The following is a 25661-nucleotide window of genomic DNA, read 5'->3' on the forward strand; positions in this document are numbered from 1 at the left end:
CAGGACCTTACCCGCCGTGTCGCTCGCGACCGTTGCCGCCGCGCTGCTGGCCGCCTGCAGCGAACCGGCTGCTCCCGTGGCCGTCGTCAAGCCGGTCTTCGTGACCACCGTGACGCAGGCCGCGTCTTCGCAGACGCGCTCGTTCACCGCCGTTGTGCGGGCCCGTGTCGAAACAGACCTTGGATTCCGCGCCGGCGGCAAGGTCGTGGACCGGCTGGTCGAGGTGGGCGACGTTGTGAAGGCCGGCCAGGCGCTGGCGCGGCTGGACCCGGTCGATTACCAGCTTGCCGAAAGAGCCGCCGCCGACCAGGTGCAAGCGGCATCGGTCGATGCGCAGCAGGCCGCGTCCGACGAGGCCCGCTTGCGCCGCCTGCTGACCGATGGCTCGGTGGGCGCTGCCGACCACGAGCGCCAGAAGGCCCGCGCTGACGCGGCCGCAGCCCGGCTGGAGCAGGCCCGCCGCCAACTGGACCTGGCGCGCAATCGGGAAGGCTACACCTCGCTGCTCGCGCCCTATGCCGGCGTGATCACCGCGCTGCGCTTCGAGCGCGGTCAGGTGGTGGCCGAAGGCCAGCCGGTGTTGTCGATTGCGCGAGAAGGCGAGCGCGAGATCGTCGCCGACCTGCCGGAGGAATGGGTCGGCCGGGTACGCGGGCTCGCTGCCTCGGCCGCGCCATGGCATGACACGACGCCTGCGCTGCGGCTGGTCCTGCGCGAGCTCTCTCCTGTGGCCAACGCGCAGGCCCGGACCTTTCGCGTGCGCTACGCCGCAGCCCCGCAGTCGCGTGCCGCCGTCGCCGCCCTGCCGCTGGGAAGCACGCTGCAGCTGAACCTGGCCGGACAGCCCGCCGGCCCGGCGGCCGCGATCTTGCCGGTCACCGCATTGGTGAAGGCCAGCGGGTCGGCAGGCGTCTGGGTGCTGAACGCCAAGGGCTCAGGCCTGGTCTTCAATCCGGTTCAGGTGGTGCGCGTGGATGACGCCTCCGTGCATGTCTCCGGCCTGGCCCCTGGCAGCCGTGTCGTCAGCGTCGGTGCTCAGAAGCTGGATGCCGGCATCGCCGTTCGCGCCATCGAGCGCGCACCCGAGGCCGCCCCGGCCACGATGACAAAGAGCAGCTCATGAAACGCTTCAATCTCTCGGAATGGGCCGTCACTCACCGGCCGATGGTGCTGTTCCTGCTGATTGCGACGCTGATCGTCGGCGGCCTGTCCTTCAGCCGGCTGGGCCGCCTGGAGGACCCGAACTTCGACGTGCCGCAGATGACAGCCATCGTCGTGTGGCCCGGTGCCACCGCGCAGGACGTGCAGGACCAGGTGCTCAACCGCATCGAGCGCAGGCTGCAGGAGCTGGATCATTTCGAGTACGTGCGCAGCTTCGCGCGCCAGGGCTACGGTGGCATCACGCTGTGGATGAAGGGCGGCAGCAGCACGGAGGAGCTGGAAAACGCCTGGTACCAGGTGCGCAAGAAGATCGGCGATGTGCGCCAGGAGTTTCCCGAGGGCGTGCGTGGTCCCTTCTTCAACGACGAGTACAACGACCGCTACAGCGTGCTCTACGCCCTGAGTGCCCCCGACCTCTCGATGGCCGAGTTGCTCGTCATCACCGAAGACGTGAAGCGGCGCATCCAGGGCGTGGCCGGTGCGGCCAAGGTCGATGTGCTGGGCAAGCAGGCCGAGCGTGTGTATGTGGAGCTGTCCACGCGGCGGCTGGCGGCGCTGGGCATCCCGCCCACGGCGGTGTTCGATGCGCTGGCGCGCCAGAACCTGGTCGCCCAGGCGGGTTCTTCCGATGCCACCCACGACCGCGTGCAGGTCCGGGTGGACGGTGGTTTGCGCAGCGCTGCGGACGTGGCCAACGTGACGGTAGAGGTGGGCGGTCAGCTGCTGCGGCTGGCCGACATCGCGACCGTTCGGTCCGGCTACGAGGATCCGCCGAGCATGACCATCCGCCACAACGGCGTGCCGGTGCTGGCCATCGGCGTGACGATGCAAGCCAATGGCAACGTGCTGGACTTCGGGCGCGCGCTTGACGAGCGACTGGCGCAGCTGCGTCAGGAGCTGCCGGTCGGCGTGCACATCGAGCAGTACGCGGATCAGCCCCGTGTGGTGGCGGACTCGGTCTGGGAGTTTGAGCGCGTGTTTCTTGAGGCGCTGGCCATCGTGCTGGCCGTCTCGTTCTTGTTCCTGGGCTGGCGCACCGGCATCGTGGTGGCCGCGTCGGTGCCGCTGGTGCTCGGATTGGTCGCTGCCGTCATGTATGCCGCAGGTTGGAATCTTGACCGCATCTCGCTCGGCGCACTGATCATCGCGCTCGGATTGTTGGTCGACGACGCCATCATCGCGGTGGAGATGATGGTGGTGAAACTGGAGCAGGGCTGGGATCGCATGCGTGCGGCGACCTATGTCTACACGTCCACCGCATTCCCCATGCTCACCGGCACGCTGATCACGGCAGCCGGATTCATGCCGGTGGGGTTTGCGAAGTCGATCGCCGGGCAGTATGCGGGCGGCATCTTCTGGATCGTGGGTGTGGCGCTCATCCTGTCATGGCTTGTCGCCGTGGTCTTCACGCCCTACCTGGGCATGCTGCTGCTGCCGAAGAACCTGGCAGCCGGCAGCCACCATGACGTCTACGATCGGCCCATCTACCACCGGCTGCGCAAGGTCGTGGACTGGGCGGTACAGCGCCGGGCTTGGGTGCTGGCCCTCACGGTGCTGGCCTTCGCTGTCGCGGGCGCCGGCATGCTGAAGGTGCAGCAGCAGTTCTTCCCCACCGCCTCGCGGCCGGAACTTCTGGTGGATCTGCGGCTGCGCGAGGGCGCCTCGTTCGCCGCCACCGAGCACCAGGTGAAGCGGCTCGAGGCACTTCTCGCGAAGGACCCGGACATCGAGTTCTTCACCGCCTACACCGGCGCCGGCACGCCGCGCTTTTATCTGTCGATCCAGCCGGAGTTGCCCAATCCAGGCTTTGCCCAGTTCGTCGTCAAGACGGCCGGTATCGAGCAGCGCGAACGCGTGCGGGCTCGCCTGATGGAGCTCTTCGACAAGGACGAGGCCTTTCCCGATGTCAGGGCGCGTGTGCAGCGCCTGGAGTTCGGCCCGCCGGTGGGTTTTCCGGTCCAGTTCCGCGTCATCGGGCCTGACAAGGCGCAGGTGCGCGAGATCGCCTACCGCGTGCGCGACACAGTGCGCGAAAGCCCCTTGGTGCGCGACACGCAGCTGGACTGGAACGAGCAGGTCCGCTCGGTGCAGGTCCATGTCGACCAGGACAAGGCCAGGCTGCTGGGCCTGAGCAGTGGCGACATTCAGAGCCTGGTACAGACGACGCTGGACGGTGCACCGGTCACGCAGATACGGCGCGGTGAAGAGCTTGTCGACGTGGTGGTGCGGGCGACGCCCGAGGAACGCAAGAACATCGGTGGCCTGGGCGACCTGCAGGTGTTCACGCGCGGTGGTGTCACTGTGCCGCTATCGCAGCTGGCGCGCATCGAGCCGGGCTTCGAGGAGCCGGTGCTGTGGCGGCGCAACCGCGACATGGCGCTCACCGTGCGCAGCGATATTGTCGATGGCGTGCAGGGCCCCCATGCCACGGCGCAGATCCGGCCGTCGCTCCAGCCCATCATCGACAGCCTGCCGCCGGGGTACCGCATCGAAGAGGGCGGTGCCATCGAGGAGAGCGACAAGGCCAACAAGGCCTTGTTCGCGGTGTTTCCTGTCATGTTCGCCGTGATGCTGACCCTGCTGATGATCCAGCTGCAGAGTTTCTCGCGCCTGCTCATCGTGTTCCTGACCGGCCCGCTGGCGCTGATCGGCGTGGTGCCGGCCTTGCTGCTGTTCCAGGCGCCGTTCGGCTTTGTCGCGCTGCTGGGCGTGATTGCGCTGGGCGGGATGATCATGCGCAATTCGATCATTCTCGTCGACCAGATCGACCAGGACATCGCGCGAGGCGTCGCGCCGTGGACCGCCATCGTCGACGCCACGGTGCGGCGCTCGCGACCGGTGGTGCTGACGGCCGCCGCCGCAGTGCTGGCGATGATCCCGCTGTCGCGCAGCGTCTTCTGGGGACCGATGGCCATCTCGATCATGGGTGGCCTCATCGTCGCCACGGCGCTGACCCTGGTCTTCGTGCCGGCGCTGTACGCCGCGTGGTTCAGCGTCCGGCGCGACAGCCCGGCCAGGGTGCCGACGGCGGCGATCGCTGCTTGAGGACCGGGTGATGGGTTTGATGCATGATCATGGGGCGCATGGAGACGGCCGATCCGCCGGAAGTCGTGGCTGGGGCGGTGGAGCGGGCATGAGCAGGCCCGCCCCCAGTCCGCGCCCTTAGAACTGCGCCCTGAGAACAGCGCCCTTAGAACTGCGCCCTTAGAACTGCGCTTAGACCCGCACCCGTGGGCGCAGCCGGCACTCAGGTGTCGATCGTCACCTTGCCGTCCTTGACCACTTTGCCCCATTTGGCGGTTTCGGTCTCGATGAAGCGCTTGAACTTGTCGGCCGAGCCGCCGCCGTCTTCGGCGCCGTACATGTCCAGCTTCTCCTGCACATCGGGCATGGCCAGCACGGTGTTGACGTCGCGGTTGACCTTGTCGGTGATGGCCTTGGGCAGCTTGCCGGGGCCGGCCAGGCCATACCAGGTGGTGGCCTCGAAGCCCTCGAAACCCTGTTCCTGCATGGTGGGCACGGTGGGGTGGCCCTTGGCGCGCTTGGTGCGGGTCTGGGCCACCGCGATCACCTTGCCGCTCTTCACATGGGGCGTGGCCGCCGTCATCGTTTCGAAGCTGTACTGGATCTGGCCGCCCATGATGTCGGTCAGCAGCGGGCCGCTGCCCTTGTAGGGGATGTGCAGCGCGTCGACCTTGGCCTGCTGCTTGAACAGCTCCAGCGCCAGATGCTGGGCCGAGCCATTGCCGGCCGAGCCGAAGCTGATCTTGCCGGGCTCGGCCTTGCACAGCGCGGCGATGTCCTTGGCGGTCTTGGCCTGCTGGCCCGGGTGCGCGATCAGCAGGTTGGGCGTCACGCCCACCAGCACGATGGGGGTGAAGTCGCGCTCGATGTTGTAGCGCAGCTTGGGCTGCAGGCTGGGCGCCAGCGCATGGCTGTTGATATGGGCCATCAGCAGCACGCTGCCGTCGGCCGGCTGCTGCGCCACATACTCGGCCGCCAGCACGCCGGCCACGCCGGCCTTGTTCTCGATCAGCACCTGCTGGCCCCACATCTGCGAGAGCTTCTGCCCGACCACCCGGGCCAGCGCATCGGTGCCGCCCCCTGGCGGGAAGCCGACGATGATGCGCACCGGGCCGGCCGGCCAGTCGCCCGCCTGGGCGTGCAGCCGGGGCGCGACGAGGCCGGCAGCGGCCGCACCGGCCGCCTGGATCAGGGTACGTCTTTGCATGCTTTGTCTCCTGTTGTGATGGGAAATCGAGCGAAGGAACGCGCGGTCGATCAGAACAGCATCAAACCAGCACCAAACGCACCGGGGGCAGGCCGGCGATCTGCCCCAGCGCCTCGCCGGGGCCTTCGGGCAGATAGGCACCGGTATAGGTGCCGGTGGTGATCAGCGTGCCGGGCGGGACGGCCTGGCCACGCTCGCGGCAATGGTTGAGCACCCAGACCAGCAGGCGGCGCGGATCACCGGCCGGGTTGGCGGGCAGAGTCGGGGCGATGTCGCGGCCGTCGAACTGCCAGCTCAGTGCGGGCGCAACAAAAGGGAAGGCCGGGTCATAGGGCACACAGGCACCGGCGACCAGCGCGCCGTGGTTCTGCAGATCGGCCAGCTGGGCCAGCGGTGCCAGCGGCTTGTTGTCGCCCTGGGGGCGCAGGCGGCTGGCGACCAGCTCGATGGCGGCACAGACGCCGTCGACGCCGGCCAGCGCTTCCTCGAGGCCATAGGGCTGCGGACGCACCGGGAACTCGCGGCCGATCCGGAACGCGATCTCCAGCTCCAGGCCCAGAAAGCGGCCGAAGCGGGCCGGCTGCAACCGTGCCGGACTGAGCAGCACCTGCGGCAGCGGTGCGCCCTGGGCCGGGCCGTCGGCGCCCTTGGCCCCGACCTTCCAGCCCGCTGCCTGCTGGCCGCGCAGCAGCAGGGTCAGGTCTTGCACCGTGTATGACGAGGCCGCATCGAGAGGTGTCAGTTCGAGCGGCAGCGCGACCGGCCCGTCCATCCAGGCCTGGGTCAGCAGGGCAGCCAGATCAGCGTCCATGCTCAGCCCCGCTTCAGTGCGGCTGCCGCGTGGGCGGCGAAATAATCCATCGCCGCCTGCACGCCGCTGCCGGCGAGCCGGACGCCGGCCAGCTTCAGCCCCATCTCGCAGCCGGCCAGCGTGGCCAGCAGGGTCAGGTCATTGCTGTCGCCCAGATGGCCGATACGGAACATGCGGCCCTTGAGCTTGCCCAGGCCGGTGCCCAGCGACATGTCGAAGCGCTCGTAGATCAGCCGGCGCACCGCGTCGGCATCGACGCCCGCCGGCATGATGACCCCGGTCAGCACCGGCGAGTAGACGGCCGAATCGGCGCACTGGATGGGCAGGCCCCAGGCCGTGACGGCGGCGCGCACGCCGGCGCCCCAGCGCTGGTGGCGGGCGAACACCGCGTCCAGCCCCTCGGCGGCCAGCATCTCCAGCGCCTCGTGCAGGCCGTAGAGCAGATTGGTATTGGGTGTCGAGGGCCAGTAGCCGTCCTTGTTCATCTCCAGCATCTCGTCCCAGGCCCAGTAGGCCTTGGGCAGCTTGGCGCTCCTGGCGGCCTCCAGCGCTCTCGCCGAGGGCACGTTGAAGCTGATGCCCGGCGGCAGCATCAGGCCTTTCTGCGAGCCGCTGACCGTCACGTCCACGCCCCATTCGTCATGCCGGTAGTCGGCGCTGGCCAGGCCCGAGATCGTGTCGACCAGCAGCAGGGCCGGGTGGCCGGCCGCGTCGATCGCGCGGCGCACCGCGGCGATGTCCGAGGTCACGCCGGTCGAGGTCTCGTTGTGCACGACGCAGACCGCCTTGATCTTCTTGTCGACGTCCTTCTTCAGCCGCGCCTCGATCAGCTCGGCCTGCACGCCGCGCCGCCAGCTGGGCGCCTGCGGCAGGTGCTCGTCCTCGCCGGCCCAGGCCAGGATCTCGGGCTTGAGCCCGAGGCGCACAGCCAGCTTGGCCCATAGCGCGGCGAAATGGCCGGTCTCGTACATCAGGACCTCGTCGCCGGGGCTCAGGGTGTTGGCCAGGGCCGCCTCCCAGGCGCCGGTGCCCGAGGCCGGGTAGATCAGGACCGGCTGCCGGGTCTTGAAGATGGGCTTGATGTCGGCCAGCAGCTGCCGCCCCAGCGCGCCGAACTCGGGGCCGCGATGGTCGATGGTGGGCAGGCTCATCGCGCGCAGGATGCGGTCCGGCACCGGGCTGGGGCCGGGGATCTGCAGGAAATGGCGGCCGGTGGGGTGCTGGTCGAGCTGGAGCATGGGGGTCTTTCCGAGTTCTTTGCCTTGGGCTAGTTTTGCATGCAAAAACAAGGGGTGCACCTTGGAATACCCTTAATCATTGGCTTTATAGGGGTGAAAATTTGCATGCAAAATACGACGAAGGAGTTTTCAGCCATGGCCGAGATCGTCAAGATGTCCCATCTGGCCCTGCATGAGCAGGTGTCCGCGCGCCTGCGCACCATGCTGGTCGAAGGCCGGATCGCGCCGGGCGCCAAGCTCAACGAGCGCGAGCTCAGCGAGCAGCTGCAGGTCTCACGCACGCCGCTGCGCGAGGCCATCAAGCTGCTGGCTGCCGAGGGGCTGGTGGATCTCTTGCCCAACCGCGGCGCGGTCGCGGTCAAGCTGACCGAGGCCGATGTGATGCACAGCTTCGAGCTGCTGGCCGAGCTGGAGGGCCTGTCCGGCATGCTGGCGGCCGAGCGCATTGCCGAGGCCGAGATCGCCGAGCTGCGCGCCCTGCATTTCGAGATGATGGCCTGCCATGCGCGGCGCGATCTGTCCGGCTACTACCGGCTCAATGCCCGCATCCACAGCGCCATCAACGAGGCGGCCGGCAACCCGGTGCTGGCCCAGACCTATCGCGCCATCAATGCCCGCGTGCAGTCGCTGCGCTTTCGCACCAACCAGGACGAGGCCAAGTGGGCCCGCGCGCTGGCCGAGCACCAGCAGATGATTGAGGCGCTGGCCGCGCGCGATGGCGCCCGGCTGCGCGAGGTGCTGATCCAGCATGTGCTGGCCAAGCGCGACGCGGTGCTGGCCCTGCTGCGGGACGGGGCTATCTATCCGGCCGAGGCCGTGCGATGAGCGGCGATGTGCTGTTGATGGAGCAGCGCCTGCGCCGCGAGACCGAGGGCGAGGTGAGGTTTGATGCCGGCTCGCGTGGCCGCTATGCCACCGACGCCTCGATCTACCAGATCATGCCGCTGGGCGTGTTCGTGCCCAGGACCGAGCGCGACATCGCCACCGCGATCGCGATCGCCGGCGAGCTGAAGATTCCCGTGCTGCCGCGCGGCGGCGGCACCAGCCAGTGTGGCCAGACCACCGGCGCGGCCCTGGTGATCGACAACAGCAAGCACTTTCGCCGCGTGCTGAGCGTCGATGTCGAGCAGCGCCGCGCCACGGTCGAACCGGGCCTGGTGCTGGACCATCTGAATGCGCAGCTCAAGCCCCATGGGCTCTGGTACCCGGTCGATGTCTCGACCAGCGCCCAGGCCACCTTGGGCGGCATGGCCGGCAACAATTCCTGCGGCTCGCGCTCGATCGCCTACGGCAATATGGTGCACAACGTGGTCGGCGCCAGCGCCTGGCTGTCCGATGGCTCGCTCGTGGATTTCGGGCCGGTGTCAGGTCTTGCCGCCGGCCGTGCGGCCGGGATCGCCGAGTTCGTGCGCGGTCTGGCGCAAAGCCATCGCGCCGAGCTGGCCGAGCACTGGCCCAAGGTGCTGCGCCGCGTCGGCGGCTACAACCTCGACATCTTCGACAACCAGAACGAGCGGCCTTACACGGCCGACGGCAGCGTCAACCTGGCCCATCTGCTGGTCGGCTCGGAGGGCACGCTGGCCTACACCCGCAGCCTGAGCCTGCAGCTGGCCGAGCTGCCGCGCGCCAAGGTGCTGGGCGTGGTCAATTTCGAGAGCTTCCACGCGGCGATGGATGCGGCCCAGCACATCGTCAAGCTGGGCCCCAGTGCGGTCGAGCTGGTCGACCGCACGATGATAGAGCTGAGCCTGGCCAACCCGGCCTTCAGGCCGACGATAGAGACCGCGCTGATCGGCCGTCCGGCCGCCATCCTGCTGGTCGAGTTCTCCGGCCCGCAGAAACCGCCCCTGCTGAGGCAGCTGGCCGAGCTGGTCGATCTGATGGGCGAGCTGGGCCTGCCGGGCACGGTGGTGGAGATGGCCGACGAGGCGCCGCAGAAAAACCTCTGGGAGGTGCGCAAGGCCGGGCTCAACATCATGATGAGCCTGAAGGGCGACGGCAAGCCGGTGTCCTTCATCGAGGACTGCGCGGTGCCGCTGCAGCACCTGGCCGAGTACACCGACGCGCTGACCGAGGTGTTCGCGAAGTACGGCAGCCGCGGCACCTGGTATGCCCATGCCTCGGTCGGCACCCTGCATGTGCGGCCCATCCTGGACATGCGCCGCGACGGCGCGCTGAAGATGCGGGCGATGGCCGAGGAGGCCTCGGCCCTGGTGCGCAAGTTCAAGGGGGCTTACAGCGGCGAGCATGGCGACGGCCTGTGCCGCGGCGAATGGATTGAATGGCAGTTCGGCCCCAAGCTCAATGAGGCCTTCCGCGCGATCAAGCACCATCTGGACCCGGCCGGTCTGTTCAACCCCGGCAAGATCATCGACCCGCCGAAGATGGACGAGGGCGCGCTGTTCCGTTTCCCGCCGGCCTCGGCGCCCAAGCCCTACCGCACGATTGCCTTGAGGCCGGCGCTGGACTGGTCGGCCTGGAATGTGCAGAACGATCCGGTCACCGAGGCCACGACCGCGCCTGGCAGCGGCGGCGACAGCACCGGCGGCCTGGCCAAGGCGGTCGAGATGTGCAATAACAACGGCCACTGCCGCAAATTCGACGCCGGCACCATGTGCCCCAGCTACCGCGTCACCCGCGACGAGCAACACCTGACCCGCGGCCGCGCCAACACGCTGCGGCTGGCGCTGTCGGGCCAGCTGGGCGAGGGCGCCTTCACCAGTGAGGCGATGGCCGAGACCATGGCGCTGTGCGTCGGCTGCAAGGGCTGCAAGCGCGACTGCCCCACCGGCGTCGACATGGCGCGGATGAAGATCGAGTTCCTGTCGCACTACAAGGCCAGGCATGGGCGGACGCTGAAGGACCGGCTGGTCGCCGCACTGCCCGACTACGCGGCCTGGGGCGCGCGTGCGCCCTGGCTTTTCAACCTGCGCCTGCCGGGGCTGACCGAAAAACTACTGGGTTTCTCGGCCAAGCGCAGCCTGCCGCGCTGGCGCCGCGACACCTTCTGGCGCGCACCGGACGAGGGCCTGTTCTCCAGTCTTGAGGCCACCTTGGCGGCGGGCGAGAAGGCAGCCGTGCTCTTCGTTGACACCTTCAACGGCAGCTTCGAGAGCGAGAACGCGCTGGCCGCCGCGCGCGTGCTGAAGGCGGCCGGCTATACCCTGCACCAGGTGAGCAAGAACGGCGGCCAGCATTGCTGCGGCCGCACCTATCTGGCCAGCGGGCAGGTCGATGAGGCCAAGGCCAGGGCGGGTGCGCTGATCACGGCGCTGCTGCCGCTGGCCAGCGCCGGCATCGCGGTGGTGGGCCTGGAGCCCTCCTGCCTGCTGACCCTGCGCGATGAGGCCCTGGTGATGGGCCTGGGCGAGCCGGCCCAGATCGTCGGCGCCCAGGCGCTGATGTTCGAGGAGTTCATCGCCCGCGAGGCCAGGGCCGGCCGCTTCGATCTGAAGCTCAGGTCCGCGGAGGCGCCCATCCTGCTGCACGGCCATTGCCATCAGAAGGCCTTCGGCGCGGTGACTCCCATCCTCGAGGTGCTGCGGCTGATTCCCGGCGCGAGCCCGGAGCTGATCGAGAGCAGCTGCTGCGGCATGGCCGGCAGCTTCGGCTACGAGGCCAGGCACTATGAGGTGTCGATGCAGATGGCCGAGCTGAGCCTGCTGCCGGCCATCCGCGCCCGGCCCGAGGCCATCGTCGTTGCCGATGGCACCAGCTGCCGGCACCAGATCAAGGACGGCGCGCAGCGCGAGGCTGTTCATGTGGCGCGGCTGCTGGAGCGGCTGATGCAGCCCCCCGCATCTGCGGGGGATGCCGGCCATGATTCAGGTGACAGCAGGGCCGATTCCGTCGCTTCGGGGCCCGCCGCGCCTTGACGCTCGGCGGCATTGCTTTAGATTGCGGCGGCGCACCTCCGTCTTTCGGTCCCGGTCGTGCGGTCTCCTCTCCCGGGTCCTGTTCTCGATAGACATGAAGGAATAAACATGAAATTGCTGCTCTCCGCCGCCGCGCTGGGTCTCGCGCTGGGCGCCTCCTCGGCCTCGGCCCTGGTCGTGCAAGACAACGGCGCCTACACGCTGAGCTATGACGAAACCACCTCGTTGGGCTATCTCTCGTCCTGGTTCAGCAGCTCCAATGACACTTATGGCTTCAGCTGGAATCTGGACTCCGGCATCCAGGCCATCAGCGAGGGCGGTTCGACGGTCAATGCCTTCAGTCTTCCCGACTTCGTGCTGAGCGCGAACTCGGGCTATGTGCTGGGGGGCAATGTCAGCGCCTTCCTTGGCAATCTGGTTTTCAATCAGCTGGGCGCCGCTGCCAGCACCGGCGCAACCGTCAGCGCAATGATCTCGGTCGACGGCGGTCCGGCAATCGCCTTCGGTGGCCCGCTGGACCAGGTGATCACCGCGTCCAGCGGCAATTTCACGTCCGGCTACTTCTCTGTAGAGACCAGCCAGAATTTCGGCAACTTCAGCAGCCTCAGCGTCAGTGCGGTGACCTTGACCTTGTCGGCCGAAGGTGGCACGTTTGCCAGCGTGCTGAGCCAGCCCCAGAACAAGCTGGAAGTCAGCTTCCAGGCCGTTCCCGTGCCTGAGCCCGAAACCTATGCGATGCTGCTGTCGGGCCTGGCTGCGCTGGCCTGGGTGGCGCGCCGCCGCCGTCGTTGCGACTGAAGCGTTGACCCCAGGGGCGTGTGCGTCACGCCCGAGCAAGAGGCCCCGTCGGGGCCTCTTTTCATTCAGGGTTGCAGATCGAGCAGCAGGGCCGAGCGGGCCGGCACGCGCAGCGAGCCCCCGAGTGCATGACGCGCGCCGGTCAGCGGATCGTGGCCCCAGGTGCTGGAACCCAGCACCTCGCCAAAGCGCCGCGTGTCCAATTGGGTCTCGCTGCCGTTCTTGTTCAGCACCAGCATCACGGTTTGCGTGCCCAACTGGCGAAACAGCACATAGCAACCCTGCTCGGGCGTGTAGTGAATCAGCCGCCCGGCATGCACGGCTGGCGAGCCCTTGCGCCAGTTCAGCAAGCGACGCAACCAGTCCTGCGCCTCACGCTGCTGCGCGCTGAGTCCCTGGCCGCTGAAGCCGTTGACGCTGTCGCCGGCCCAGCCGCCGGGGAAGTCGGCCCGCACCACGCCGTCATCGCGCTGCTTCGGGCTTTGCAGCAGCAGCTCGCTGCCGTAGAAGAACTGCGGGATGCGCCGCGTCACGGCCAGATAGGCCCAGGCCATCTTGGTCAGTGCCAGCTCGCCGTTGAGCAGCGAATGCAGGCGCGGCGTGTCATGGTTGCCCTCGAACAGCACCAGATTCGCCGGGTCCGGGTAGACGAAGTCATGGGCCAGGGCCTCGTAGAGCTTGATCAGCCCGCCGCCCTGGTCCTCGGGTTCGCTGAGGCCGGCCAGCAGCGCGCCATGCAGCGGGAAATCCATCATGCTGGGCGTCTGCGAGACATAGCCGTCGTGGTTTTTCTTGCCGCGCTGCCAGTAGGACACGATGGCCGGGTGCGGGCTCCATTCCTCGCCGACGATATTGAGCCGGGGGTACTCGCGCATCAGCCGGGCCGACCAGGCGGCCAGGAAGTCCTTGTCGGAGTAGCTGTAGGTGTCGGTGCGGATGCCGCTGAGCCCGGCGTACTCGATCCACCACACGCTCATCTGGGTCAGGTAGCTGGCCAGCAGCGGATGGCGCTGGTTCAGGTCGGGCATCGTCGTGGTGAACCAGCCGTCGGTGAAGCGCTTGCAGTCGCTGGCGGCGGCGTAGGGGTCGAGCAGGCTGATGCGGGCGTGATGGGTCTCGGTATAGGCCGGCCATTGGTTGAGCCAGTCGGGGTCGGGCAGGTCGCGCATCCACCAGTGCTGGCCCCCGATGTGGTTCAGCACGATGTCCTGGATCACGCCCAGGCCCTTGGCGCGGGCCTCGGCGACCAGGCTGCGGTAGTCCGCGTTGCTGCCGAAGCGTGGGTCGACCTTGTAAAAGTCGGTCGCGGCATAGCCGTGATAGCTGTAGGCGGCGCTGTTGTTCTCGCTCAGCGGGGTCGGCCAGAGCTGGGTGAAGCCCATGCCGGCGATGTAGTCCAGATGCTGGCGCAAGCCCTTCAGGTCACCGCCATGCCGGCCGCCCGGTGATGCGCGGTCAAGCCCCTCCCGCATCCCCGCGCGGGCCGTCAGCCCAGGGTCGCCCTGGGCAAAGCGGTCCGGCACCACCAGATAGATCGCGTCCTTGGGGCCGAAACCCTGGCGCTGCGCCGAGCCGGGCTCGCGGGTCTGCAGCGCATAGCGCTGCGTCAGCACGGTCTTGCCCTGAGCGCTGTCGAAATGCAGTTCGAGCTCGCCGGCCCGGGCGGCCGCGTCCAGTTGCAGGTCCAGGAACAGGTAGTTGGGGCTGCTGACCCGATGGACCTCGCGCAGGCTGACGCCGGCATAGGGCTGCAGTCTGGGGCTCAGCTCGGCGATGCGCTCGCCATGCACCAGCAGCTGCAGGCCGGGTTCGGCCATGCCGACCCACCAGGACGGCGGCTCGATGCGGGAGAGGGTGTGAGCGAGGGCTGTGTTCATCAGAAAGCTGGCGCCGAGGGCGAGCGCGGCCAGAGTGCTTGCGAGGATGTTCATGGCTTGATGCGGTAGACGGCGACCGATCGGGCCGGGATGGACGGCCGGCCCTGCGCATCGGCGCGCAGCCGCGTCTGCCCGCGAGGATAAACGGCCTGCAGCCTGGCCCGGGCCGGCAGGGTCATGTGCGGCGTCGGCGCGGCCTGCGCGCCGTAGTTGATCACGACCAGGGTCTGCTCGCGCCCCAGCCGGCGCCGGAAGCTCAAGACCTGACCCTCGACCCGGGCGGCCTCGTAGCTGCCGCGGGCGATGGCGGGCAGGGTGTTGCGCAGCCTCAGCATGGCTTTGTAGAAATTCAGCAGGGAGTCGGGGTCGGCAGCCTGGGCGGCGGCGTTGTGGGTGGCGGCATTCGGTGAGGTTTGGCGATAGGGCTCAGCGCGACTGAAGCCGCCATCGCTGCGCCAGCTCATCGGGCCGCGCAGCGGTTCGTCGCCGGGCAGGCCGGGGATGCCGGCCATGCCGATCTCCTCGCCGTAGTAGATGAAGGGGGTGCCGGGCATCAGCAGATAGCTGGCGGCGGCCAGCTTGTAGGCGGTCTCGTCGCCGGCCAGCTGATCCCAGATGCGCGCGCCGGCGAAGATGTCATGGTTGGCCAGCATGGTCGCCATGGTCGGCGGCGCCGTCCTGAAATAGTCGGCCACGGCCTGGATCGCCGCCGGCTCGCCGCGCGCGGCCTTGATGATCTGATGCTCCAGGCCGAAGGCGAAGGCGCTGCCGCAGATGGCCGGGTCGGCATAGACCTGCGGATTGGCGGTGGCCTCGCAGACGACGTGGCGCTGGCGGTAGCGCTTGATCAGGTCCTGCAGCTGCTTGGTCAGGCGCCGGCTCTCGGGCTGGTCGTTCCATTCGACGGCGTCGGTCTCGACCAGATGCGGCACGGCATCGAGCCGGAAACCGTCCAGGCCGCGATTGAGCCAGAAACGCAGGCTGTTCAGGTGGTAGTCCCAGACCTGGGGATTGTTCAGATTGAAGTCCGGCATCGCGGGGCCGAAGGTGGCGAAATAGCTGCCGGTCGGCGTCGCGGTCCAGGGGTTCTGGCCCCAGATGTCCCAGCCGCTCGGGCTTTCTTGCCGCCAGACAAACCAGTCGCGGTAGGGGCTGGCCGGCTTGTGCAGGGCCTGCTGGAACAGCGGGTGGGCGGCGGCGCTGTGGTTGATCACATAGTCGATGATGACGCCGATGCCGCGCCGATGCGCTTGACGGAGGAACTCATCGAAATCGGCCAGGCTGCCGTACTGCGGCTCCAGCGCGCGGAAATCGGTCGTCGCATAGCCATGGTCGCGGTCGGCGCTGGCGGTGATGGGCATCAGCCAGATGCCTTTGATGCCCAGGTCCTGCAGATAGTCCAGCCGCGCCGTCAGGCCTCGCAGATCGCCGATGCCGTCGCCATCGCTGTCCTGGTAGCCGCGCACAAAGATCTCGATGAAGGCGCCATGCTGCCAGCCGGGTGCCAGGCGGCTGCCCGGGTCGCGGGCCGGCACTGGGCCGAGATCGGCGGCGGCTGCGCTGCCGGCCATCGCAGCGGCCAGGATGAGGGTTTTGATCATTGTCTCGATGATGTAGCTAAATTACTTGTCTAGCGATTTGATTTGGCGGCAGCATAGGTGAAACATCGATGGATTGGAAGTTGTTGGTGAAAGTCGCTAGTGGGTTGTTGATGTAGTTTTGCTACTATTTTGAAAATGAAATACAAGAAGCAAGCCATGGCCGCAGGCGGCATCGGGATGTGGGCGGGGATGCTGGCCTTGCTGGCCGGGGTCGCGCAGGCGGCCGCCGCCGCCGACAGCGCCGAGCTGCGCGCGGCCTGTGATGCGCCGGGCTTCGAGCAGTTGCTCGTTGCGGCGCCGGCCATGGATGCGCGCGGCCATTGGTTGAACCGGCGCCTGCTGCTGTGGCCGGCGCTGACGGCCAGCGGGCGCTTTAGGCTCTATCACTCGGCCGCCGGGCAGCTGGACGCGAGAGCCGGCCACCAGGTCAGCGGTTTCGATGGCGTGGTGCCGCTGACGCCGCGCTCGGCAGCCCTGCCGCCGGCGCTGGCCGGACGCTTCGGCCATCTGGGGCCGGGGCTGCTGCTGGCTGTGCCCGAGTCTGCGGTGGCGCGCCTGCCGGAGCTGCTGCGCGGCCAGATGCTGCTGGTTCAGGAGGACGAGCGGGGTCAGGTCTTGCAGGCGACCGGCCTGCAGGCCGCCGCGGCGTTGGACGATCTCTATGCCAGGGCCGAGTCCGTGCCGGATCTCGGGGTGAGCGTCGTCGCCGGCCGCCGCACCGGCTTCAAGCTCTGGGCGCCGACGGCCCTCGCGGTGCATCTCTGCCATTACGCCGGCGCCGCGGCGGCGGCGCAGCAGGCCCTGCCGATGCGGCGCGATGCCGCCACCGGCATCTGGTCGCTGCGCCTGCCCGCTGATCTGAGCGGCGGCTACTACAGCTATCTGGTCGAGACCCATGTGCGCGGCGTCGGCCGGCTGCGCAACCGGGTCACCGATCCCTACTCGCTCAGCCTGAGCGCCGACTCGCGACGCAGCTATATCGCCGATCTGGCCGCGCCGGCCTTGAAGCCGCCGGGCTGGGATGCGCTGCAGCTGCCGGATCGCGTCAAGCGCAATACCGAGATGGTGATCTATGAGCTGCATGTGCGCGACTTCTCGATCAATGACGCCTCGGTGCCCGAAGCCCAGCGCGGCAAGTACCAGGCTTTCACCGTTGCCGGTTCGCTGGGCATGCAGCATCTGCGCGCGCTCAGCGAGGCCGGCCTGACCGATGTGCATCTGCTGCCGGTGTTCGATATCGCGACGATTCCCGAGACCGGCTGCGCCGTGCCCCAGGTGCCGGCGGCGGCGCCGGACAGCGAGGCCCAGCAGGCGGCGGTGATGGCGCTGGCCGAGCGCGACTGCTTCAACTGGGGTTATGACCCCTTGCACTACAACGCCCCCGAAGGCAGCTACGCCAGCGATGCGATGGACGGCGCGCGCCGCATCGTCGAGCTGCGACAGATGGTGCAGGCGCTGAGCCGGGCCGGCCTGCGGGTCGGCATGGACGTTGTCTACAACCACACGGCCGCCGCCGGCCAGCATCAGAAATCGGTGCTGGACCGCATCGTGCCCGGCTACTACCAGCGCTACGACGCCCAGGGCCAGGTGGAGCGCTCGACCTGCTGCGACAACACCGCCACCGAGCACCGCATGATGGGCAAGCTGATGGAGGACTCGGTGCTGCTGTGGGCGCGCGAGTACAAGATGGCCTCGTTCCGCTTCGATCTGATGGGCCATCAGCCGCGCGCCGCGATGGAGCGGCTGCAGGCCCGGCTGCGGCGCGAGCTGGGCCGGCCGGTGCAGCTGATCGGCGAGGGCTGGAACTTCGGCGAGGTGGCCGATGGCCGGCGCTTTGTCCAGGCCTCGCAGCTGTCACTGAACGGCAGCGGCATCGCCACCTTCAGCGACCGGGCGCGCGACGCGCTGCGCGGCGGCGGCGCGGCCGATGGCGGCGAGGACCTGATACGCCGCCAGGGCTGGCTCAACGGCCTGCACCATGAACCGAACGCGCTGGGCGGCGCGGCCACGCGCGAAGACCTGCTGCGTGCCGCCGACCTGGTGCGGGTCGGCCTGGCCGGCTCGCTGCGCGGCTATCAGCTGCAGACCTTTGGCGGCGAGCGCCGGCGCCTGGAACAGATCGACTACGCCGGCCAGCCGGCCGGCTATGCCTCGGCGCCGGGCGAGGTGGTCAACTATGCCGACAACCATGACAACCAGACCCTGTTCGACATCAATGCGCTGAAGCTGCCGCAGCAGACCTCGCGCGAGGACCGGGCTCGCGTGCAGCTGTTGGGCATGGCTGTCACCGCCTTCAGTCAGGGCGTGCCTTACTTCCATGCCGGCATCGAGACCCTGCGTTCCAAGTCGCTGGACCGCAACAGCTACGACTCGGGCGACTGGTTCAACCGCCTGGACTGGTCGCTGAGCGACAACTATTTCGGCACCGGACTGCCGCCCAAGGCCGACAACGGCGCGAACTACGCGCTGCTGCGCCCGATGCTGAACAACCCGCTGATCAAGCCCGAGCCGGCCCAGATCCGCTGGACCCGCGATGCCTTTCTGGACCTGCTGCGCATCCGCGCCAGCTCCAGCCTGTTCCGCCTGGCCACGGCGGCGGCGGTGCAGCAACGGCTGCGTTTCCACAACACCGGGCCGCAGCAGAACCCGCTGTTGCTGGTGGGTGAGCTGGACGGCCGCGGCCTGGCCGGCGCCGGCTTCGAGCGGCTGATCTATTTCGTCAACACCGGCAGCACCGCTCAGACCCTGAGCCTGCCGGATGCGCGCGGTCTGGCCTACCGGCTGCATCCGGTGCATCTGGCACCGCAGGCCGCCGACACGAGGCCGGCCGAGCAAGCTGGCTTCGAGCCGGAAACCGGGCGCTTCACGGTGCCGGCGCGCACCGCCCTGGTCTATGTGCTGAATTGAGGGCATCGGCACGGCTTTGCGCACTGGCGAGCCAGGGGTTTCGGTGCTAGCTTTGGAACAAGGGACGCACGGCGGTCGCAACAGGCTGGCCGGCGCCATGTTCGCAGGAGACAGCACCATGAAACCCCTGGCCGTTCTCTGGCTCGCACTCGGGTTTGCTGCACTGACCGGTTGTGCCAGCGCGCCGCCCGCCCCGCAGCCGCAGCGCCTGTTTGACGATGCCTTGTTCGCGCCGGCGCCTGCCTCGCTGGGCGCCGAGGCCCTGTTCAAGCTCAGCCCCGAGATGCAGCGCTATCTGGACCATGAGATCGCCCAGCAGGCCCGCCGCGAAGGCAGCCGCCAGGGCCTGATCGATGCGCTCTACAACAAGAGCAAGCTGCAGCTGGAGTACGACGCCAGCATCACCCGCAGTGCCGCCGAGGCTTTCGAGGCGCGCCGCGGCAACTGCCTGTCCCTGGTGCTGATGACCTCGGCATTCGCCAAGGCGCTGGGCCTGCCGGTGCGCTACCAAAGCGTCTACGTCGAGGAGTTGTGGAGCCGCAGCGGCGATCTCTATTTCCTCAGCGGCCACATCAATCTGAGCCTGGGCCGGCCCGTCTACGAGCGCAGCGCGCGGACCTTCGAGGCCGAGCTGCTGGTCATCGACTTCCTGCCGGCCGACCAACTGCGCGGCCAGCGCAGCCGTGTGATCGATGAGAGCACGGTGATCGCGATGTATATGAACAACCGCGCGGCCGAGCTGCTGCAGCAGGGCCGCACCGATGAGGCCTACTGGTGGGCGCGCGGCGCGATGACCCAGGATCCGCGCTTCATCGCCGCTTACAACACGCTGGGCGTGATCTACCGCCGCCATGGCCATGCCGAGCGGGCCGAGCAGGTGTTTCGCACCGTCCTGGCCGAGGAACCGGCCAATGCCCAGACCCTGTCCAATCTGATCCTGGTGCTGAAGGACAGGGGCCGGCGCGAGGAGGCCGAACTGCTGAGCGCCAAGCTGCGCGACATCCAGCCCAATCCGCCGTTCAAATACTTCGACGAGGGCGTGGTGGCCATGCGGGCCGGTGACTTCAAGGCCGCGAAGAAACTCTTCACCCGCGAGATCGAGCGCTCGGCCTATTTCCACGAGTTTCATTTCTGGCTGGCCCTGGCCAACTACGGCCTGGGCGAGCTCGGCGAAGCGCGCAAGCATCTGGCGCTGGCGCGCGACAACAGCGCCACCGTCAAGGACCGTCAGATGTATGCGGCCAAGCTGGAGAGCCTGCGCAATGTCAGGCTGGTGCAGTAGCGGCCGAGGGCGTGGCTAAAGCAGCGCGAGGCCGTGGCGGGCCCGCGCCCGCGCACAGGCCTCGTCGCCGATGCCCATCGGTGCGCGCAGGCCGAACTCGCGGCAGGGGCCGGGCCGCCATTCGTAGATACCGCAGCTGGCCTTGATGCCCACCGTGCCGACCAGCGCCGCGCAGCGCGGCCGGGCATGATCGGTGCCGCGCATGCGGCTGAGGTTGGGGTTGAGGTCCACCGCCAGCCCGTCGGGTACGCAGCCGCCCTCGCTTTGCAGCTCTTCGCGGGCGAAATCGACCCGGAAGCTGGCGCAGCAGGCGCCGCAGGCGATGCAGGGATTGGCGGGAGGCGCAGACATGGCCCGATTTTAGGAGGCGCGCACCACCGTCACGCTGCACTCCGCCTCGGCCACCACCTGGGCCGAGACGCTGCCCAGATAGCGGCGCAGCGCCGAGCTGCCGCTAGCCCCCATCACCAGATGGTCGACTCGGGCCTTGGCGGCGAACTCGATCAGGGCCTGGGCCGCATCGGGCGCCTCCAGCACATGGAAGGTCAATCGCCCATCCTCCAGCGCCAGCGCGCGGCTGATCGGGCGGGCCCAGTGCTTCAAGGCGATCAGCTGTTTGACATGCAGGCTCTGGCCGGCCTTGTCGGTCAGCTCGTCCATGCCGATGCGGGCCGTCTTCATCACGCTGACGCAGGCCAGCCGCGCACCCGGCTCGGCCTGCACCAGGCGCCGCACCGTCTCCTGCAACTGGGCCAGCAGGGCGGGGGTGGCGGCCTCGGTGTCGACCGCCGCCATGATGATGGGACTGCGCGCCACCTGCTCGTCAACACTGGCCGCAGGCGAGGGCTCGGCGCCCAGCGCAAAAAACCAGCGCTTGAAGGTCTTGACCACCGAGCTGGTTTGCAGGCGCTCGGCGCGGCGTGTCAGCGCGATGCCCTCGGGGCGCTGCAGATCCAGCGCGAGCTGGGCCGCGCTCTGGTAGCGGCGCTCGGCCTTGACCTCCAGGCAGTGCAGGATCAGTTCCTGCAGCCAGGGCGGGATCTCGGCGCGCAGCGCGCGCGGCGGCACCGGATCGATGTACAGGCGCCGACGCAGGCCACGCACCGACGAGGGCTGGCCGAAGGGCCGCTCGCCGGTGGCCAGGTGGTAGAGCATCACGCCCAGCGCGAACAGATCGCTGCGCGGGTCGTTGCGGACGAACTGCACCTGCTCGGGCGACATATAGGGGCCGGTGCCCATGGGCAGCTCGAACTCCTCTTCCAGCAGATCGGGCAGCTGGCTGTGGCGCGACAGGCCGAAATCCACCAGCACGGCCACGCCGTCCGGGCGGAACATGATGTTGCTGGGCTTGATGTCCAGATGCACCACATGCTGGCGGTGCAGTGCATGCAGGGCGGTGGCCACCTTGATGCCGATGTCCACCACCTCGTCCAGCGGCAGCGGTGCATCGTCCAGCCGTGGCCGCAGCGAGGGGCCGTCGATGCGCTCCATCACGATATAGGCCTGGCGTGTCCAGTCGCCGCGCGCCACATAGCGCGGCACATGCGGGCCCTTCAATGCCGGCATCAGCATCTGCTCGACCTCGAAGCCGACGATGGTGGCCGGGTCCTCGCCGCCCTTGATGCGTGGTAGCTTCATGATCAGCGGCAGGCCGTCGCCGGGCTCGACGCGGGTGACGGCCCAGAGATTGGCCATGCCGCCCTGGTGCAGGTGCTCGTCCAGGCGGAAGCCATCGAGCACCAGCCCCGGCACCAGCGGGCCGGGCAGGGGCAGGTCTTGCGTGCTGTGGGGAGCGCCGTCGCTCATCGGCCTACTCGCCCTGGCTCAGCCGCGCGGCCAGGCGCTCGGCCACGGCCTCGGGCAGGCCGGAGCTGCGGATGCGGGCGGCGGCGGCCTCGACGTCATAGGGCACGCGCTGGAAGCTCAGCAGGCCGGTCTCGGTGTCGAAGCAGGCATAGCAGGCCTCGGGATTGCCATCGCGCGGCTGGCCGCAGGAGCCCGGGATGATCAGCCACTGGCGATGGCTCAGCAGCGGGATCTCGACGCCCGGCACCGGGCAGAAGTCGCCGGCCTTTCCGGTGCCCGACAGGTGGTAGAGCATGGGCTCGTGCATATGGCCGCAGAAAGTGTAGGCGCGGTCGGTGGCCTGCAGGCTGCGCATCGCCTCGGCACGGCCCTGGATGTATTCGAAGCCCTCGGGCGCGAAGGCATTGGCATGGACGAACAGGCAGTCGCCCCGGCTGGCCGTCATCGGCAGCTCGGCCAGGAAGCGCAGCTGCTCGGTGCTCAGCTGTTCGCGGGTCCAGGCGGCAGCGGCGCGGGCATCCTCGCGCATGGTCGGCAGCGCGCCATGGACGACCGCGCTGTCGTGGTTGCCCATCACCGCCGGCGCGCCCTGATCGACCAGTTCGCGCACCCGGTCCAGCACCCAGCCGGGGTCGCCGCCATAGCCGACATAGTCACCCAGAAAAGCGTGGCCGTCGCAGCCCTGGGCCTGGGCATGGGCCAGCACGGCCGTCAGGGCTTCTCGATTGGCATGCAGGTCGGTGATCAGCGCAAGTTTCATGGGCGCATCATGCTACAGGGGGCTGACGGCAGGCTGAGCTATGCTGGCTGCTCTGCATCTGCCGCCGCGGATCACTCGTCAAAGGGTTGGGTGATGATTGAGAGTCTTGGGCGCCTGCTGCGCCGGATCGTGTTGTGGCCCATGGCATTGGGCCTGTCGACGCCTTCGCTGGCCGACTGCTCGCGCGCCATGCAGGTGCCGGCGGCGCCGGTCGGCCTGAGCATGATCGTCTCGGACGAGGGCATCGGCGGGGTCTATCACGAGGTGCTGAGCGGCATCACCGGCTGCAGCTTCCTGTTCACCCCGGTGCCGCGGGCCCGACTGGAGGCCATGTTCGAGAATGGCCGTGCCGATCTGCTGATACCGGCGGCCCGCACGCCGCGCCGCGACGAGTTCGGACATTTCGTGCCGCTGATCTATGCACGCGCCACGCTGATCTCGCTGAACGCGGAACGCGCGCCGGTGCGCAGCCTGCAGGAGCTGCGCGAGCGCAAGGAGCTGCGTGTCGCGCTGGTGCGCGGCTTCGATTACGGCGATGCCTACCAGGCCTTGATCAGGGATCTGCGCGCCCAGGGGCGGCTTTTTCTCGATGTGGACCCGGTCTCGGTGGGGCGCATGCTGCAGGCCGGTCTGGCCGACATCACCATCATGGCGCCGTCCATCCTGGTCGGGGCCTTGCTGGCCGATGCCCGCTTCAAGCCGCTGATCGAGCGGCTGCGCTACGAGCCGGTCGATGAGCTGCCCTGGGTCGACAGCGGTGCCTACATCTCCAAGACCTCGGTCAGCGAGCAGGACCGTGCGGTGCTGCGCGAGGCCCTGGAGAAGGCTTCGCGCAGCGGCATCGTCTGGAAGACCTTCCAGCGCTACTACCCGGTCGGCAGCCTGGCCGACAGCATCAAGCCGCGCTGAGTCTCAGCCGATGCGGCCCAGCAGCAGGTACTCCATCAGGGCCTTCTGCACATGCATGCGGTTCTCGGCTTCTTCCCAGACCACCGACTGCGGACCATCGATCACATCGGCCGCCACCTCCTCGCCGCGATGCGCCGGCAGGCAGTGCATGAAGAGCGCATCGGGCTTGGCGACGGCCATCATCTCGGCATCGACGCACCAGTCGGCAAAGGCGGCGCGGCGGGCCTCGTTCTCGGCCTCGTAACCCATGCTGGTCCAGACATCGGTGGTCACCAGATCGGCGCCGCGGCAGGCGTCCATCGGGTCCTTGAAGACCTTGTAGCAGTCGGTGTTCTTGATGCCGGCCACCACCGGGTCGACCTCGTAGCCGCCGGGCGTGCTGACATGGACCGTGAAGCCCAGGATCTCGGCCGCCTGCAGCCAAGTGTTGGCCATATTGTTGCCGTCGCCGACCCAGGCCACGACCCGGCCCTTCAGGCAGTCCACATCGACGACGCCGCGGTGGTTCATGCCGCGCGCTTCGATGAAGGTGAACAGATCGGCCAGGATCTGGCAGGGGTGGTACTCGTTGGTCAGGCCGTTGATGACCGGCACCCGCGAGTGGGCCGCGAAGCGCTCGATCTTGGTCTGCTCGTAGGTGCGAATCATCACCAGATCGACCATGCGGCTGATCACGCGGGCGCTGTCCTCGATAGGCTCGGCCCGGCCCAGCTGGCTGTCGCCGGTGGTCAGGTGCACCACCGAGCCACCCATCTGGTACATGCCGGCCTCGAAGCTGACCCGGGTGCGGGTGCTGGCCTTCTCGAAGATCATCGCCAGCGTGCGGTCCTGCAGCGGCTGGTAGCGCTCGTAGTTCTTGAAACGCCGCTTGATCAGTGCGGCGCGCTCGAACAGATAGACATACTCCTCGGCCCGGAAGTCCTTGAACTGCAGGTAGTGGCGCATCAAGCTCATCCCCGGCTTCATGGCTGGGCCAGGAAAGCTTTGATCAGCGGGCAGAGCAGGTCGACGATCTGCGCCGCCTCGGCCTCGCTGAGGATCAGCGCCGGCACCAGGCGCACCACCTTGTCGGCGGTCACGCTGATCAGCAGGCCGGCTTCGAGGGCCTGGCCCAGCAGCACGCCGCAGGGGCGTGACAGCTCGATGCCCAGCATCAGGCCCTGGCCGCGGATCTCGACCACGCCGGCCACGCCGGCCAGTTCGCGCTCCAGCCCGGCCTTCAGCGCCGCGCCGACGGCGGCCGCATTCGCCAGCAGGCCTTCCTCTTCCATGATGCGCAGGGTCTCGACCCCGGCGCGCATGGCCAGCGGATTGCCGCCAAAGGTCGTGCCGTGATTGCCCGGTTGCAGCACCTTGGCCGCACGTGGCCCGCAGACCACGGCGCCGATCGGCACGCCCGAGCCCAGACCCTTGGCCAGCGGCATCACATCCGGCTGGATGCCAGCCCATTGGTGGGCAAACCACTTGCCGGTGCGGCCGATGCCGCATTGCACCTCGTCCAGCATCAAGAGGATGTCGTGCTGGTCGCAGAGCTTGCGCAGCGCCTGCAGGAACTCGATGCGGGCGGGGTTGATGCCGCCTTCGCCCTGGATGGTTTCCAGGAAGATCGCGGTGACGTTCGGATGCGCCTGCAGCGCGGCTTCCAGCGCCGGGATATTGTTCAGCGGCACCCGCACAAAACCCTCGACCAGCGGGCCGAAGCCGGCCTGCACCTTGGGGTTGGCGGTGGCGGACAGGGTCGCGATCGAGCGGCCGTGGAAAGCGCCTTCGAAGACGATGCATTCCGGGCGGCTGTTGCCGCGGTCATGGCCGAACTTGCGGGCGATCTTCAGCGCCGCCTCATTGGCTTCCAGGCCGCTGTTGCAGAAGAAGGCATTGCTCAGGCCCGACAGCTCGCAGAGCTTGGCGGCCAGCTGTTCCTGCAGCGGCACATGGTAGTAGTTGCTGGTGTGGATCAGCTTGGCAACTTGCTCCTGCAGCGCCGGCACCAGCTTCGGGTGCGCATGACCCAGGGTGTTGACCGCGATGCCGCCCAGCCCGTCCAGATATCGTCGGCCGTTGACGTCCCAGACCCAGCAGCCCTGGCCGTGCGACAGCGCAACGGGCAGGCGGCCATAGGTTTGCATGACATGCGGCTCGGACGGTACGGCAGGCACAGCGTTCATCAACTCTCCGGATCGGTGGTGGGTGTTGGGAAAGGCAGGGGCGGTCTTGCCGCCCCTGTGCACAATTCTAAGGGGGCTGTTTCGCACAGCCATCGCTTTGTGCGCAGAACTGCCGCCCTTGGTGCGGCCTGCAAGCCCCCGTCTTGCTGCGGCGCAACACATCCGAGGCACAATAGCGCTCTTGCCGCGAGTCGCGGCAGACCGGGCCGCCGCAGCCATCTCCTCGGTGCCTGGGTTTGA

General features: G+C 68.3%; 18 protein-coding genes. 8 read left to right on the plus strand and 10 right to left on the minus strand.

Annotated elements, in window-relative coordinates; translation table 11 throughout:
* Window positions 1–16 precede the first annotated feature (16 nt).
* Both O5M90_RS27455 and O5M90_RS27460 read left to right on the plus strand, forming a co-directional pair.
* Window positions 17–1123, plus strand: coding sequence for an efflux RND transporter periplasmic adaptor subunit (locus O5M90_RS27455; RefSeq protein ID WP_269840796.1), 1107 nt, complete (start codon window positions 17–19; stop codon window positions 1121–1123).
* On the plus strand, window positions 1120–4206 hold the full coding sequence (locus tag O5M90_RS27460; RefSeq protein ID WP_269840795.1) for an efflux RND transporter permease subunit: 3087 nt from the start codon (window positions 1120–1122) through the stop codon (window positions 4204–4206). The genes O5M90_RS27455 and O5M90_RS27460 overlap by 4 nt, the downstream gene beginning before the upstream one ends.
* 202 nt (window positions 4207–4408) lie before the next feature.
* Here the strand turns inward: O5M90_RS27460 and O5M90_RS27465 are convergent, their stop codons facing one another.
* The 3 genes from O5M90_RS27465 to O5M90_RS27475 all read right to left on the minus strand — a co-directional run bounded on the left by O5M90_RS27465 (window position 4409) and on the right by O5M90_RS27475 (window position 7441).
* The gene (locus O5M90_RS27465) at window positions 4409–5392 is read right to left on the minus strand and encodes a tripartite tricarboxylate transporter substrate binding protein (protein WP_269840794.1); all 984 of its coding nucleotides are present in this window, start codon (window positions 5390–5392) and stop codon (window positions 4409–4411) included.
* Window positions 5393–5453: 61 nt separating this feature from the next.
* The gene (locus tag O5M90_RS27470) at window positions 5454–6203 is read right to left on the minus strand and encodes a fumarylacetoacetate hydrolase family protein (protein WP_262968044.1); all 750 of its coding nucleotides are present in this window, start codon (window positions 6201–6203) and stop codon (window positions 5454–5456) included.
* A gap of 2 nt (window positions 6204–6205) precedes the next feature.
* Complete coding sequence (locus O5M90_RS27475; RefSeq protein ID WP_269840793.1) at window positions 6206–7441, minus strand: pyridoxal-phosphate-dependent aminotransferase family protein; 1236 nt, start codon at window positions 7439–7441, stop codon at window positions 6206–6208.
* A gap of 135 nt (window positions 7442–7576) precedes the next feature.
* Here O5M90_RS27475 and O5M90_RS27480 point away from each other — a divergent pair, with 135 nt between their 5' ends.
* The 3 genes from O5M90_RS27480 to O5M90_RS27490 all read left to right on the plus strand — a co-directional run bounded on the left by O5M90_RS27480 (window position 7577) and on the right by O5M90_RS27490 (window position 12114).
* Complete coding sequence (locus O5M90_RS27480; RefSeq protein WP_269840792.1) at window positions 7577–8266, plus strand: GntR family transcriptional regulator; 690 nt, start codon at window positions 7577–7579, stop codon at window positions 8264–8266.
* Complete coding sequence (locus tag O5M90_RS27485) at window positions 8263–11316, plus strand: FAD-binding and (Fe-S)-binding domain-containing protein (protein WP_440402491.1); 3054 nt, start codon at window positions 8263–8265, stop codon at window positions 11314–11316. The genes O5M90_RS27480 and O5M90_RS27485 overlap by 4 nt, the downstream gene beginning before the upstream one ends.
* 108 nt (window positions 11317–11424) lie before the next feature.
* The gene (locus O5M90_RS27490) at window positions 11425–12114 is read left to right on the plus strand and encodes a PEP-CTERM sorting domain-containing protein (RefSeq protein WP_269840790.1); all 690 of its coding nucleotides are present in this window, start codon (window positions 11425–11427) and stop codon (window positions 12112–12114) included.
* Window positions 12115–12179: 65 nt separating this feature from the next.
* Here O5M90_RS27490 and O5M90_RS27495 read toward each other — a convergent pair whose 3' ends face one another.
* Both O5M90_RS27495 and O5M90_RS27500 read right to left on the minus strand, forming a co-directional pair.
* Window positions 12180–14045 carry a glycoside hydrolase family 13 protein gene (locus O5M90_RS27495; protein WP_269840789.1) on the minus strand — a complete coding sequence of 622 codons (1866 nt, stop codon included), beginning with the start codon at window positions 14043–14045 and terminating at the stop codon, window positions 12180–12182.
* Window positions 14042–15592: an alpha-amylase family glycosyl hydrolase gene (locus O5M90_RS27500; RefSeq protein WP_269840788.1), complete on the minus strand. Its 1551-nt coding sequence runs from the start codon at window positions 15590–15592 to the stop codon at window positions 14042–14044. Before O5M90_RS27500 ends, O5M90_RS27495 begins: the two co-directional genes overlap by 4 nt.
* 135 nt (window positions 15593–15727) lie before the next feature.
* On the opposite strand from O5M90_RS27500, the gene pulA reads away from it, so the two are divergent.
* On the plus strand, window positions 15728–18499 hold the full coding sequence (gene pulA / locus O5M90_RS27505; protein WP_269840787.1) for a pullulanase-type alpha-1,6-glucosidase: 2772 nt from the start codon (window positions 15728–15730) through the stop codon (window positions 18497–18499).
* 118 nt (window positions 18500–18617) lie between these two features.
* Window positions 18618–19781, plus strand: a complete 1164-nt coding sequence (locus tag O5M90_RS27510) for a tetratricopeptide repeat protein (RefSeq protein ID WP_171018204.1) — start codon at window positions 18618–18620, stop codon at window positions 19779–19781.
* 15 nt (window positions 19782–19796) lie between these two features.
* Here the strand turns inward: O5M90_RS27510 and O5M90_RS27515 are convergent, their stop codons facing one another.
* From O5M90_RS27515 to O5M90_RS27525, 3 genes are read right to left on the minus strand one after another with little or no spacing between them, the layout of a single operon-like run.
* Window positions 19797–20132 (minus strand): YkgJ family cysteine cluster protein, encoded by a 336-nt coding sequence (locus tag O5M90_RS27515; RefSeq protein ID WP_269840786.1) that lies wholly within the window; start codon window positions 20130–20132, stop codon window positions 19797–19799.
* A 9-nt stretch (window positions 20133–20141) separates the two neighbouring features.
* A complete protein-coding gene (locus O5M90_RS27520) occupies window positions 20142–21587 on the minus strand; it encodes a serine/threonine protein kinase (RefSeq protein WP_269840785.1) in 1446 nt (481 codons plus the stop codon).
* A 4-nt stretch (window positions 21588–21591) separates the two neighbouring features.
* Window positions 21592–22347 carry a metallophosphoesterase family protein gene (locus O5M90_RS27525; protein WP_137942366.1) on the minus strand — a complete coding sequence of 252 codons (756 nt, stop codon included), beginning with the start codon at window positions 22345–22347 and terminating at the stop codon, window positions 21592–21594.
* A 93-nt stretch (window positions 22348–22440) separates the two neighbouring features.
* Here O5M90_RS27525 and O5M90_RS27530 point away from each other — a divergent pair, with 93 nt between their 5' ends.
* Window positions 22441–23256, plus strand: a complete 816-nt coding sequence (locus O5M90_RS27530; RefSeq protein WP_269840784.1) for a substrate-binding periplasmic protein — start codon at window positions 22441–22443, stop codon at window positions 23254–23256.
* A gap of 3 nt (window positions 23257–23259) precedes the next feature.
* On the opposite strand, the gene argF is transcribed toward O5M90_RS27530, so the two are convergent.
* Complete coding sequence (gene argF, locus O5M90_RS27535) at window positions 23260–24222, minus strand: ornithine carbamoyltransferase (protein WP_137942367.1); 963 nt, start codon at window positions 24220–24222, stop codon at window positions 23260–23262.
* Window positions 24219–25421, minus strand: coding sequence for an aspartate aminotransferase family protein (locus O5M90_RS27540; RefSeq protein ID WP_269840783.1), 1203 nt, complete (start codon window positions 25419–25421; stop codon window positions 24219–24221). Before O5M90_RS27540 ends, argF begins: the two co-directional genes overlap by 4 nt.
* Between the last annotated feature and the right edge of the window lie 240 nt (window positions 25422–25661).

Source organism: Paucibacter sp. M5-1 (assembly GCF_027498415.2).
Classification (GTDB): domain Bacteria; phylum Pseudomonadota; class Gammaproteobacteria; order Burkholderiales; family Burkholderiaceae_C; genus Roseateles_E.

Bases quoted from the DNA above. Each gene is read 5' to 3' on its own strand.
- O5M90_RS27460 (WP_269840795.1), top strand. From the start codon at position 1,120: ATGAAACGCTTCAATCTCTCGGAATGGGCCGTCACTCACCGGCCGATG.
- O5M90_RS27465 (WP_269840794.1), bottom strand. From the start codon at position 5,392: ATGCAAAGACGTACCCTGATCCAGGCGGCCGGTGCGGCCGCTGCCGGC.
- O5M90_RS27470 (WP_262968044.1), bottom strand. From the start codon at position 6,203: ATGGACGCTGATCTGGCTGCCCTGCTGACCCAGGCCTGGATGGACGGG.
- O5M90_RS27475 (WP_269840793.1), bottom strand. From the start codon at position 7,441: ATGCTCCAGCTCGACCAGCACCCCACCGGCCGCCATTTCCTGCAGATC.
- O5M90_RS27480 (WP_269840792.1), top strand. From the start codon at position 7,577: ATGGCCGAGATCGTCAAGATGTCCCATCTGGCCCTGCATGAGCAGGTG.
- O5M90_RS27485 (WP_440402491.1), top strand. From the start codon at position 8,263: ATGAGCGGCGATGTGCTGTTGATGGAGCAGCGCCTGCGCCGCGAGACC.
- O5M90_RS27490 (WP_269840790.1), top strand. From the start codon at position 11,425: ATGAAATTGCTGCTCTCCGCCGCCGCGCTGGGTCTCGCGCTGGGCGCC.
- O5M90_RS27495 (WP_269840789.1), bottom strand. From the start codon at position 14,045: ATGAACATCCTCGCAAGCACTCTGGCCGCGCTCGCCCTCGGCGCCAGC.
- O5M90_RS27500 (WP_269840788.1), bottom strand. From the start codon at position 15,592: ATGATCAAAACCCTCATCCTGGCCGCTGCGATGGCCGGCAGCGCAGCC.
- pulA (WP_269840787.1), top strand. From the start codon at position 15,728: ATGAAATACAAGAAGCAAGCCATGGCCGCAGGCGGCATCGGGATGTGG.
- O5M90_RS27510 (WP_171018204.1), top strand. From the start codon at position 18,618: ATGAAACCCCTGGCCGTTCTCTGGCTCGCACTCGGGTTTGCTGCACTG.
- O5M90_RS27515 (WP_269840786.1), bottom strand. From the start codon at position 20,132: ATGTCTGCGCCTCCCGCCAATCCCTGCATCGCCTGCGGCGCCTGCTGC.
- O5M90_RS27520 (WP_269840785.1), bottom strand. From the start codon at position 21,587: ATGAGCGACGGCGCTCCCCACAGCACGCAAGACCTGCCCCTGCCCGGC.
- O5M90_RS27525 (WP_137942366.1), bottom strand. From the start codon at position 22,347: ATGAAACTTGCGCTGATCACCGACCTGCATGCCAATCGAGAAGCCCTG.
- O5M90_RS27530 (WP_269840784.1), top strand. From the start codon at position 22,441: ATGATTGAGAGTCTTGGGCGCCTGCTGCGCCGGATCGTGTTGTGGCCC.
- argF (WP_137942367.1), bottom strand. From the start codon at position 24,222: ATGAAGCCGGGGATGAGCTTGATGCGCCACTACCTGCAGTTCAAGGAC.
- O5M90_RS27540 (WP_269840783.1), bottom strand. From the start codon at position 25,421: ATGAACGCTGTGCCTGCCGTACCGTCCGAGCCGCATGTCATGCAAACC.